General features: G+C 36.9%; 10 protein-coding genes and 2 pseudogenes. 9 read left to right on the forward strand and 3 right to left on the reverse strand.

Annotated features, from left to right (window positions below):
- Together GMD3S_RS0208970 and GMD3S_RS0208975 are read right to left on the reverse strand one after the other, a co-directional pair.
- Positions 1 to 459 (reverse strand): amino acid ABC transporter ATP-binding protein (locus GMD3S_RS0208970; RefSeq protein ID WP_025172990.1); only part of this gene is annotated, 459 nt, incomplete at its 3' end.
- The gene (locus GMD3S_RS0208975; protein ID WP_000726967.1) at positions 459 to 2624 is read right to left on the reverse strand and encodes an ABC transporter substrate-binding protein/permease; all 2166 of its coding nucleotides are present in this window, start codon (positions 2622 to 2624) and stop codon (positions 459 to 461) included. The genes GMD3S_RS0208975 and GMD3S_RS0208970, both read right to left, overlap by 1 nt.
- A 180-nt stretch (positions 2625 to 2804) precedes the next feature.
- Here GMD3S_RS0208975 and uvrB point away from each other — a divergent pair, with 180 nt between their 5' ends.
- From uvrB to GMD3S_RS0209020, 9 genes and pseudogenes are all read left to right on the forward strand, one after another.
- Entirely contained in the window at positions 2805 to 4793 is a 1989-nt protein-coding gene (gene uvrB, locus GMD3S_RS0208980; RefSeq protein WP_000610414.1) for an excinuclease ABC subunit UvrB, read from the forward strand.
- Positions 4794 to 4812: 19 nt separating this feature from the next.
- Entirely contained in the window at positions 4813 to 6678 is a 1866-nt protein-coding gene (locus GMD3S_RS0208985; RefSeq protein ID WP_001284940.1) for a DUF2971 domain-containing protein, read from the forward strand.
- Between the two features lie 158 nt (positions 6679 to 6836).
- Positions 6837 to 7340 carry a hypothetical protein gene (locus GMD3S_RS0208990; RefSeq protein WP_001049350.1) on the forward strand — a complete coding sequence of 168 codons (504 nt, stop codon included), beginning with the start codon at positions 6837 to 6839 and terminating at the stop codon, positions 7338 to 7340.
- 495 nt (positions 7341 to 7835) lie between these two features.
- The gene (locus tag GMD3S_RS0209000) at positions 7836 to 8393 is read left to right on the forward strand and encodes a hypothetical protein (protein WP_000440206.1); all 558 of its coding nucleotides are present in this window, start codon (positions 7836 to 7838) and stop codon (positions 8391 to 8393) included.
- Positions 8371 to 8814 (forward strand): hypothetical protein, encoded by a 444-nt coding sequence (locus GMD3S_RS0209005; RefSeq protein ID WP_000159691.1) that lies wholly within the window; start codon positions 8371 to 8373, stop codon positions 8812 to 8814. Before GMD3S_RS0209000 ends, GMD3S_RS0209005 begins: the two co-directional genes overlap by 23 nt.
- A 23-nt stretch (positions 8815 to 8837) precedes the next feature.
- A pseudogene (locus GMD3S_RS10965) lies at positions 8838 to 9062 on the forward strand (NUDIX domain-containing protein); the annotation flags it as partial.
- Positions 9051 to 9483 (forward strand): annotated as a pseudogene (locus tag GMD3S_RS11165) (UvrB/UvrC motif-containing protein); the annotation flags it as partial. The pseudogenes GMD3S_RS10965 and GMD3S_RS11165, both read left to right, overlap by 12 nt.
- Positions 9484 to 9499: 16 nt before the next feature.
- The gene (locus GMD3S_RS0209015) at positions 9500 to 10960 is read left to right on the forward strand and encodes a PIN-like domain-containing protein (protein ID WP_001106842.1); all 1461 of its coding nucleotides are present in this window, start codon (positions 9500 to 9502) and stop codon (positions 10958 to 10960) included.
- A 23-nt stretch (positions 10961 to 10983) separates the two neighbouring features.
- Positions 10984 to 11451 carry an 8-oxo-dGTP diphosphatase gene (locus tag GMD3S_RS0209020; protein ID WP_000085297.1) on the forward strand — a complete coding sequence of 156 codons (468 nt, stop codon included), beginning with the start codon at positions 10984 to 10986 and terminating at the stop codon, positions 11449 to 11451.
- Here GMD3S_RS0209020 and GMD3S_RS0209025 read toward each other — a convergent pair.
- Positions 11448 to 11773, reverse strand: a 326-nt coding sequence (locus GMD3S_RS0209025) for a 3H domain-containing protein (RefSeq protein ID WP_025172991.1), incomplete at its 5' end; no start/stop codon positions are given. The two genes, GMD3S_RS0209020 and GMD3S_RS0209025, sit on opposite strands and share 4 nt — an antisense overlap.

Consider the following 11773-nt stretch of genomic DNA (forward strand, 5'->3'; position numbering starts at 1 on the left):
ACGAGCGATAGCTACACGCTGTTTTTGACCACCTGATAGGCTATCTGGGTTAGCATTAGCTTTGTCTGCAAGACCGACTTTCTCCAGCAACTCCATCCCCAATTTCTCAGCTTCTTCTTTGGTCATTCGTTTGTGTTCAATAGGTGCAAAAGTGATATTTTCTAGGACTGACATGTGAGGGAAGAGGTTGAAATGTTGGAAGACCATTCCCACGTTTTCACGAACATGGTCGACATTGGTTGATTTTTCAGTCAAATCATAACCATTCACTGTGATGTGGCCACTCGTTACCTCCTCGAGAAGGTTAAGGCTACGGAGGAAAGTGGATTTACCAGAACCAGAAGGACCGATGATGCAGACAACATCTCCTTCATAGAATTTAGTTGTAATTCCTTTTAAAACTTCGTTTTTTCCATAATACTTATGCAAATCATTTACATCAATTTTTAGTTTTGCCATTAACGAATCCTCTTTTCTAAGCGTTTCGCTAGTCTAGTCAAAAGCGTGATAATTACAAGATAGAAGATAGCAAGGATTGCATACATCTTGAAACTTTGGTAGTTACGGGCTATGATGATCTTACCAGTTTGGAAGAGTTCAACCAGACCGATAGCAGATACGATGGTTGTATCTTTAAGAGCGATAACGAACTGGTTGACGAAGTTTGGCAACATCAATTTAGTCGCTTGTGGCAAGATAATCTTACGCATGGTTTTTCCATAAGAGATACCAAGACTGCGACTGGCTTCCATTTGCCCAACTGGAACAGCTTGAATCCCACCACGAACAATTTCAGCGATATAAGCTGCCGCATTGAGTGAGAGGGCAATAGTACCAGCTACAAAGTCATTGATTGGACTTTGTTGGCCAGTAATCGACTCGATGAAGTTTGGAATACCCCAGAAAATGAAGGCTGCAAGAATCATCAATGGAATACCACGGATAACGTCAACGAAAATCTCAGAGATCAGACGAAGAGATTTGTATGGGCTGACGCTAAACATACCGAAGATAATACCGATGACAATGGCAATTGCAAATGAAATAAGCGCTAGAGCAAGAGTGATTCCAAGACCACTAAGGAGTTGTTTGTAGTTGTTTTGAAGCAAGCCCCAGATAGTAGTTTCGTCAACTGTACTTGTAGAGTCAGATGAAGATTCGCTAGCGAGATACTTGTCAAGAATCTTTTGGAATTCTCCGTTAGCTTTGAGGTTCGCAAGTCCATTATTGAACATCTGGATCAATTCTGGATTAGTACCTTTTTTAACTGCAAAGGCTGTTTCTCCAATTGGAGTTCCAGCGATTGGTGTTTTCAATTTTTGCCCTTGACTGATAGAATATTTGAGAACTGGCTCATCGTCCATCACGGCATCAATAGATCCAGTATTCAGACTGTCATACATAGAAGCGCCATCTGCAAAGGTTTTAATCTTATAGCCGTATTTGCTTTGATTTTCAGTAAGGAACGTTTGAGAAGCAGTTCCGTTTTTAACACCGACAGTTTTATCCTTGAGGTCTTCATAAGAAGCAATTGTGCTTGATTCTTTCACACCAAGAATCGTATTTGCAGTGTAGTATGATTCTGAGAAGTCGAAGGTTTCCTTACGGGCATCTGTTACAGACATACCAGCAATGATACCATCTGCTTGTCCAGCTTGAACAGCACTGATGGCTGCGTCAAATCCTGGGTTGGTAATCTCAATTTCAAAACCTTGGTCTTTGGCAATGGCCTTGATGAGGTCCATATCAATACCGGTGTATTGATTGCTTGAATTTTGAAAGACGAACGGGGCGAAAGATGAATCGCTGGCAATAATGTACTTGCTTTTCACAGGAGTAGCTTTTTGTCCAGCAGCAGTAGTTGTCGTTGGGCTTGCCGTAGTTTTAGAAGCCGTCCACTTTTGGATGATTTGCTCCAAGCTACCATCTTTCTTCATTTGTGCTAGGGCTTCGTTAAACTCGGTAACCAAGTGTTCATACTTGCTCCCTTTCTTGACACCAAAGGCAAAGCTTCCAACAGCCTCACCATCCATATTGATGCTGAGATCTTGTCCTTGGTTAATCGCATACTCGATAACAGGTTTATCATCCATGATGGCATTTACAGCACCAGCACTTAGACTGTTATTCATCAAATCACCTGTATCAAAGGTTTTGATAGAGAAACCGTATTTATCTTTGATACTTTCGAGGAAACGTTGAGCGGCAGTTCCGTTCTTAACTCCAACTGTTTTCCCGCTAAGTTCCTCATATTTGGTGATTTTATTTGACTTTGTGGTAGCAATGACAACTTTTGTATCATAATAGGTATCAGACATGGTAAAGACATTTTCACGTTCTTTTGTTTTTGTCATACCTGCCATAATAGCATCTGCTTGACCTGACTGCACCGCATTTACAGCTGCATCAAAGCCAGGATAAGACATTTGGATGTTCCATCCTTTGATTTCTGCGACTTTATTGATAATATCAACATCAATCCCTTTATAGGTTTGATCTGAATCTTTAAACTCAAAAGGTGCGTAAGCTGTATCAGACACAATCTTAACAGTATCAGCTTTTGCCATACCTAGTGAGAAAATGGGAAATAAAATGAGCAAACATGCTAGTATTTTTTTCTTCATTTTTAGTCTCCTTTTCCGAATATTTTCCCATTATATCAGAAAATGAATGAAAAGGCAAATTTTATGAAATTTATGTAAGGAAATGTAACATGAAATACTCGCTCTTATCAACTTAGAGAGGAGTCTGAAAAGTAAATTTATGGTAAAATAGAAGGATAGAAAAATGAAGATGAGGCGATCATGATAAATCGAATTACAGATAATAAATTTAAACTAGTATCAAAATACCAACCTTCAGGAGATCAACCACAAGCGATTGAGCAGTTGGTCGATAATATCGAGGGTGGAGAGAAGGCTCAGATTCTGATGGGGGCGACGGGTACAGGGAAGACCTATACCATGAGTCAGGTCATTTCCAAAGTCAATAAACCAACTTTGGTTATTGCCCACAATAAGACTCTGGCTGGTCAGCTCTATGGGGAGTTCAAGGAATTTTTCCCTGAAAATGCTGTTGAGTACTTCGTATCGTACTATGATTATTATCAACCTGAGGCCTATGTCCCTTCTAGTGATACCTATATAGAGAAGGATAGCTCGGTCAATGACGAGATTGACAAGCTCCGTCACTCGGCGACTTCAGCCCTTCTGGAGCGCAATGATGTCATCGTAGTGGCTTCTGTCTCTTGTATCTATGGTTTGGGTTCGCCCAAGGAATATTCTGATAGCGTCGTTAGTCTCCGTCCAGGTCTGGAGATTTCTCGTGATAAACTCTTGAATGACTTGGTAGATATACAGTTTGAACGCAATGATATTGATTTCCAACGGGGAAGATTTCGCGTTCGCGGAGATGTGGTGGAGATTTTCCCAGCTTCTCGTGATGAACACGCTTTTAGAGTAGAATTTTTCGGAGACGAAATCGACCGTATCCGTGAAGTTGAGGCTTTGACAGGTCAGGTATTGGGAGAAGTGGATCATTTGGCGATTTTCCCTGCCACTCACTTTGTGACCAATGATGACCACATGGAGGTTGCGATTGCTAAGATTCAGGCAGAGTTGGAGGAGCAGTTGGCTGTCTTTGAAAAGGAAGGCAAACTGCTAGAAGCCCAGCGTTTGAAACAGCGCACAGAGTATGATATTGAAATGCTGCGTGAGATGGGGTATACAAATGGGGTTGAGAACTACTCACGCCACATGGATGGTCGTAGTGAAGGAGAGCCTCCTTATACGCTTCTTGATTTCTTCCCAGATGATTTCTTAATCATGATTGATGAAAGTCACATGACCATGGGGCAGATTAAGGGCATGTACAATGGAGACCGTTCACGTAAGGAAATGTTGGTCAATTATGGTTTCCGTTTGCCTTCTGCCTTGGACAATCGTCCTCTCCGTCGGGAAGAGTTTGAAAGTCATGTTCACCAGATTGTTTATGTTTCAGCGACACCAGGTGACTATGAAAATGAACAGACCGAGACAGTGATTGAGCAAATCATTCGTCCGACAGGACTTCTAGACCCAGAGGTGGAAGTTCGTCCAACTATGGGACAGATTGATGACCTCCTAGGTGAAATCAATGCCCGTGTTGAAAAGAATGAACGAACCTTTATTACAACCTTGACCAAAAAAATGGCAGAAGACTTAACCGACTACTTCAAGGAAATGGGCATCAAGGTTAAGTACATGCACTCGGACATTAAGACCTTGGAGCGGACGGAGATTATCCGTGACCTACGTTTGGGTGTTTTTGATGTCTTGGTCGGAATCAACCTGCTCCGCGAAGGGATTGACGTTCCCGAGGTAAGCTTGGTTGCTATTCTCGATGCTGACAAGGAAGGTTTCCTTCGTAACGAACGTGGCTTAATCCAGACCATTGGTCGTGCTGCTCGTAACAGCGAAGGGCATGTCATCATGTATGCGGACACGATGACTCAGTCTATGCAACGTGCCATTGATGAAACGGCCCGTCGTCGGAAAATCCAGATGGCTTATAATGAAGAGCATGGTATCGTTCCACAAACCATTAAGAAAGAAATTCGTGACCTAATCTCCGTAACCAAGGCAGTTTCTAAAGAAGAGGATAAGGAAGTCGATATCAATAGCCTCAACAAACAAGAGCGCAAGGAACTCGTCAAAAAACTGGAAAAACAAATGCAAGAAGCTGTCGAAGTGCTTGACTTTGAACTCGCAGCTCAGATCCGCGATATGATGCTGGAAGTGAAGGCGTTGGATTAGGGTGTTAGTAGGAGATGAAATGGCAAATTTACATTATTTTACAGGTAAATTTAGTGAATCTGAATTAGAGAATCATTTTGGTTCCTTGGACGAAAATAAACTGAAATACGAACTTGAAAATTTTTGTAATCAATATTTAAAGTTATCTGAAGAAAAACAATTAAAATATGCTGGAATTGTCTTGTATGTTTGTATGAATTTAATAGAAAAAATAGGTAAGACTACAGCAAAAAATATATTAGTTGCACTAAATAAAATATTATTAAATAATGTCCAGTTATTTGATTGGTTTGAAAATTTTGAATATTTTATTGTTTTGTATAGATATTTATTTTTTACAAAGGAATATGAAGAATATTCTATATTGTTTGAAGATGGAAGTTATTTTTTAAGAATTCTTGAATTAGTGTTAGATGATGGTTTTGAGGAAGCTAAATTACTCGCTCCTAGCATACTTACAGTTTTTTATCAATTATTTAACCAAAATAGTTTACCAGAAGATAGAAGAATCTATTTTAAGAGGAAATATGAATCATTGATCAGATTTATATTTGAAAATAATGGTTTTGAAGATGCTATATATGCGTATTTCCGATTAGATGAGGTTGTTTCACTTTTTCAATTTGAGCACTTAAAGATAATAAATAACTATTATATCAATAACCCTCAATCTGATTATGTTGGGAAATATTTGGATTTTGTATCAAGACACTTTAATGTTGTAATTAAAGATTCGATTGATGTTGTTCGAAAGATAGCAGAAGAAAATGATTCGGATATCATCTGCAACCAAGCTATTAAGTTAATTGAGAAGTATGATAATGATTATTTAAATGAGCAAAGTGATTCAGAATTCATCCAGTCATCGGAAGCTAATCAACTTTTAAAACAAGCGGATAAGATTATATACTATATACGCTCTAAATTGACAGTTGATGCAAATGAGTTGAAAGAAATTGGTTCCTTTGGACATTATACTAAGATTGATACTTTAACAAATTTTCTCATAAAAGCTGACTGGAAAAATGAAAATAATTCTGAAACTCAACCTCCATTTTTACGACTTACTAATCTAAAACAGTTAAATGACCCAATGGAAGGAAGAGTAATATATGATTATTTGGGTATAGATAATACGTTTTTCCAACAATATCAAACTTCTAATGTGTTTATATCTTCCTTAACTATAGTTTCTGATAGTTTACCTATGTGGAAGGAGTATGCTGATTCCTCTCAGGGAGCATTCCTTGAATATGATATGTCTTATCTTGAACATATCGTTGCTCATAAATCGATAGAGTTTGTTAAAGTTCATTATTTAGATTTAATGTCAGAGAATAAAGATGAAACAGATGTTGGTAAATCTCTTGATAATTTAAAACAGATATTTGAAAAATTGAAAGAGCTGGAAGCTGAAAAAGAATTAAAAAGTTTTGCTGAGAAATTGAAGAAGATTTCATACCTTTTTAAAGTTAAAGACTATGAGTATGAAATGGAGTATCGTATTTTAATTAATTTAGATGATACAGCGATACAAAATATTATTAATAGAGATACTAATTCACATGAGAAATACTTGAAGAAAGAAGAAATTGGGTTAGAAGTTTTTGATAAAGTCAACTATAATGATTTTAGCTTGAAGAAGGAAGAAATTGGATTAGAGATTTTTGACAAGGTTAACTATAATGATTTTAGGAAGTATATTGTATTAAGCCCAAAAGATAATGGCAGATATGATTTATTTGTATATATCAATTTACTTCCTCTGAAATACTCAAAAGTTATCCTAGGTCCCAAAATTACGGATGCAGACTATATTGCTCCTTACCTCAAACTTGCCAATCCTGATATAGAAATAGAAAGTTCAAAGATCCCTTATCGTTAAGTTGAGGATGACATAAAGCAGAAGGTGGTTTGAGAGAATTTAGTGAGATTAAAATAGAAAATGCAAACTTAATTGAAAAATTTTAAATCTTAAAATTTAACTTTGAACCCATACCACCTTTACATTTTAGATTATATTTTAAATAGAGGGAAGTTATTATGAATTTGAAAGAGAAGAATTATAAGAAGTCATCGAGCTTAGATTCTGTTCGTTTTTGGTTACAAGGGCATCGATTTTTCAAATTTATGCTTGATATTACCTTTTATATCAGCTTGTTCCTAGTTATAGAATTTACAACATCACAGAACAAGAGCATTCCAGCTGATTTTCGGTACAGAGAGCTTTTATTTCCCTTGCAATTGAATCTTTTTATCTTGGGTAATAGGTTCTATGCTCTCTTTTTGTCAATGAAAACTAAAAAAGAAAGGACCCTTAAAAGATTTTGTGAACCCTTTATTTATATCAATATCCTTAGCTTCATTTTTCAACTGATTGGTGTGAGAAAAAGAGGAAGAGTCGTTCTCTCACCTTTGTTTTCACTGGAGTCATCCTATATCTGGTTTCCTATTGTCGTCTACCTTCTAGTCTTGATGTTAACTTTGGCAATCTTCTTTCTCTCTAAAGGTTCAAAAAAAGGAGTAGATGAAAATGAAGATGAGTAGACAAATGAAGTACAAGACAAAAGAAAAGTCTTCTTGGACTAATAGGATTTTTCTTTGGATGGAAAGGCACAGAAGGATTGCTCAACTTTTGGATACGAGTGTGTTATTTGGATCTATGTTTGTATCATTTCTTGCCGCCTCTTACATTAGTTACCTATTACCGAACATAAACTATCTTTCCCCCTTAAGCTTCAATCTTATCCTTCTGATCTTATCAACCTATTTCCTTGTCTTTCGTTTTAGTAGTGATAAACTTCAGAAATGGCGTTACTTTTCATGGGGATTTATTGGGTTTAATGGTCTTCTTTTTCCCTTTCATCTCTTGGTAGGTCTGAATTGGCTAGGACGTCGTAAGTCAACGAATTTCCCTCCCATAATTTCTATGGATCCAGCATATGTCTGGGTCCCTATTGTAAGTTATCTCTTTTTCTTTTTCTTGGGGCTGGGCATTTTGCTTTTGATTATACGGATAGAAAAGAGCAGAAGGAGGCGTAAATGGAACGAAAGACTAAGAGACAAAAGAAGATCAAACAACAGAACAGACAAATGAGAAAAATCCATAAAAAGTATTCTTTGATAGCTCACGTCCAATTGTGGCAGGAAAGACATTCAAAGATTGCTTCTTTTATGGATGGTGGTATAATATTATTATCTATTTTTGGTATCATGTATGTATTGTTCGGGACGTCACTTATCCCGAAATCATATCAAGAAATGTCCTATCTCTTGCCAATTATTATGAATTTTGTCTTTTTGGTGCACACATTCTATCAAGGTATTTTTAGAGATGGTTTTAGCAATAAGGCTTCAGTACAAGGATTTTTAAAAACTTTTCTATTCATAAACGGACCTATTTTTCTCCTCCACTTACTTGTTGGGGTGAAAGGGAGAAATGTTAAAAAAATTCCTTCCCTATTATCTATCGATTATCACTACATCTGGCTTCCAATTGCTACCTATCTGATCTTTTTCATCATTCCAGCGATATTAATGGTCATTTTGAAATATAAGGACAAAAAGAGGAATAATCATGACAAAAGAAAATCTAACTAAGTTAATTTCGTTTAAGACACTTTATTTGGCTTTGCTGACCTTTGTGGTTCTTCATTTGGTGTTGCTGGTTTTTGGACTATCTTTTACGCCGATTTTGTGGAATAGTTGGTTTTTCATTCTTTGTTTAACCTTCCTAATCCATCCCTGGAGAATCTTTTATAGAACAAGAGATTTTCAATGGTATCACCTCATTTTTCAATTATTTAGTGGATTAGTGGCACTTTATCTTTGGTTTGCAGCATTCTTTGTTTTATCAGTTATCTCGGATCCAGCCGTCCCTATCAATATAGACTATCGTATAGAAGATAAGGAAATCATCATTGCTAGAGGTTTTTTGGCCCGTACTACTTATGACCATCATGAATTGATCAATCCCTTTATCATGAAGTCAGAAGTAAAATACAACGAAGATACATTTTAATAACTTAGAAAGCGAGCAAATCTATGTCCCGTGCCCAAGCAACTATTTTAACCAATATCTGTCTGATTGAAGACCTCGAAACCCAGCGCGTGGTGATGCAGTATCGTTCACTCGAAAACAATCGCTGGTCTGGCTATGCCTTTCCAGGAGGACATGTTGAGAATGGCGAGGCCTTTGCTGAGTCTGTCATTCGTGAGATTTATGAAGAAACTGGTCTAACGATTCAGAATCCCCAACTGGTCGGTATTAACCTGCTCCGTGAAGGGATTGACGTTCCCGAAGTGAGATTGGTGCTATTCTAGATGCTGACAAGGAAAGTTTCCTTCGTAACGAACGCGGTCTCATCCAGACCATTGGTCGTGCGGCCCGTAATAGCGAAGGACATGTTATCATGAATGCGGACACGATGACTCAGTCTATGCAAAGTGCCATCGATGAAACGGTCCGCCGTCGGAAAATTCAAAAGAAATCCGTGATCTAATCGCTGTAACCAAGGCAGTTGCCAAGGAAGAGGACAAGGAAGTCGATATCAATAGCCTCAATAAACAAGAACGCAAAGAACTCGTCAAAAAACTCGAAAAACAAATGCAAGAAGCCGTCGAAGTACTTGACTTTGAACTAGCAGCTCAGATCCGTGATATGATGCTCAAAGTGAGAACGTTGGGGTAGGAAAGAAAGGAAAAAGATGAACTATAAAGAAGAATTTTATGGTTTTTACAGAGAACCATTTAATAAAGAAAATATGACAAGTGAGAATACAATTATTGTGTTTGATACCAACTCATTGCTTAATGTATTTAGATTTACACCAGAAGCATCAAAAGAATATTTTGAGATAATTCAAAGTATTCAAGATAAAATTTATATTCCATATCTTGTAGCTTTAGAATTTCACTTTCATAAATCTGAAGCGTTATTATTAAATGAAGTCAACGTAACAAAATTTAAAAATAATTTTAGCAAGAATTGGAATAAAGTGAAGTCGGAAGCAGCAAAAACACTATTTTCAGGTCTTTCGTATAGAAATGATAAAGATAATAAAGAATTGATCACTTATTTGTCAGATTTACTGAACTCAAAAGAACTTGATATAGAAAATAAATTAGTTGAGAAGATTTCCTCAATAAGTAAGAACCAAACTAATATTTTTAATGCATTGGTTGAAATTATACAAAGTAAAACAGGAGAGCGATATGAACAAAATACGATTATAAATATTGAAAAGGAAGGAGATGAAAGATATAAAAATGAGATACCACCTGGTTTTAATGATGCTAATAAAAAATTATCAAGAAGTTATAATGGTATAAAGTACCAACAGAAGTTTGGAGATTTAATTATTTGGAAGGATATAATTATCAAAGCAAAGGAAGATAAAATCAAAAATGTAATTTTTGTGACCTCTGATGGTAAACGGGATAGTAAAACCGATTTAAACCATAAAGTTTGTGTTGGAAAAGATGGAAATGGTAAGGAGAAATATCAGATTATCGGTCCAAGAATTGAACTTATAGAGGAAATGAAAAATGAGACTGGGGCAGATTTTTATTTAATGGATGAACTGGAATTCATGAAACACTTCTCACAAGAGGAAGTACCATCTCGAGTATTTAAATCTATTAGTGATACATTACTCGATTTTGCTAAAATAGTATCTACTTCTTTAAATAACGACGATGTAGTAAAACCTTTTGTGAGAGCATCTTCTCAATCAGTAAACAATAGACCCTCCGTAATTAAAAGGCGAAAAGTCACAGATATTTCTGAATTATTAAAAATTGTAGAAAATGATTATGAAATTAGTGATGTAATAGAGGAATACTTAAAAACAGAACTTCCAAACATGGATTTTGAAAATAAGTATGGTGATTTAGGTTGGGGAGAATTTGAATACGTAACTATTACAGAAGTGGAGATTGAAAAATACACGTTTGAAGATGACTTTTATGAAATTAAGTGTATAGCAAGCATTGATGTGAATATAGACTTTAATATTGTTACCAAGAATCCTTTCTACGAAGAACCTGAAGATCCAGAATTTGAATATGAGTCATCGGAAATAGATGGTACTTTTGAGATATCATTTATTTATGACTTAGATTATGACACTTTTGATGATATAGAAATAATTGATTTCTATATTTAAATATTTAGAAAGCGAGCAAAGCTATGTCCCGTGCCCAAGCAACTATTTTAACCAATATCTGTCTGATTGAAGACCTCGAAACCCAGAGCGTGGTGATGCAGTATCGTTCACCCGAAAATAATCGCTGGTCTGGCTATGCCTTTCCAGGAGGACATGTTGAGAATGGCGAGGCCTTTGCCGAGTCTGTCATTCGTGAAATATACGAAGAAACTGGCCTGACCATTCAGAATCCTCAACTAGTCGGCATTAAAAATTGGCCCTTAGATACAGGTGGGCGCTACATCGTTTTTTGTTATAAGACGACAGAGTTTACTGGGAATCTCCAATCTTCAGATGAAGGAGAAGTATCTTGGGTACAAAAAGACCAGATTCCAAATTTGGAACTGGCCTATGATATGTTGCCTTTGATGGAAATGATGGAAGCACCTGACAAGTCTGAGTTCTTCTATCGCCACCGCACAGAGGACGGCTGGGAAAAAGAAATTTTCTAGTCTTTTACTAAATAACCTAACTGATCCAAGGCCTCCTCGATATAGTGGAGGTCTTGTTGTGTCTCGGCTTCAACAAGGTGGTAATGGATGCCGTCTGTCAATTCAGAAAGGGGTCTAAAGTCTGAATTCTCGACTTGTTCCAGAAAGTGCTGGACATCTCGGCGGCAGGTGAGTTTGAGTAGGGTTTCAATTTCGCCATAAACGGGATGATCGATTAAGATATTTTGAACGCGTCCGCCATTATCTACAATAGCTAGAAGTTCCTGACCGATTTCTTCCAGTTCATGTTTCACTTTAAAGAGTTTGTGCACGTAGGGGCTGG

The sequence above is a fragment of the Streptococcus sp. GMD3S genome, assembly GCF_000298695.2.
GTDB lineage: Bacteria > Bacillota > Bacilli > Lactobacillales > Streptococcaceae > Streptococcus.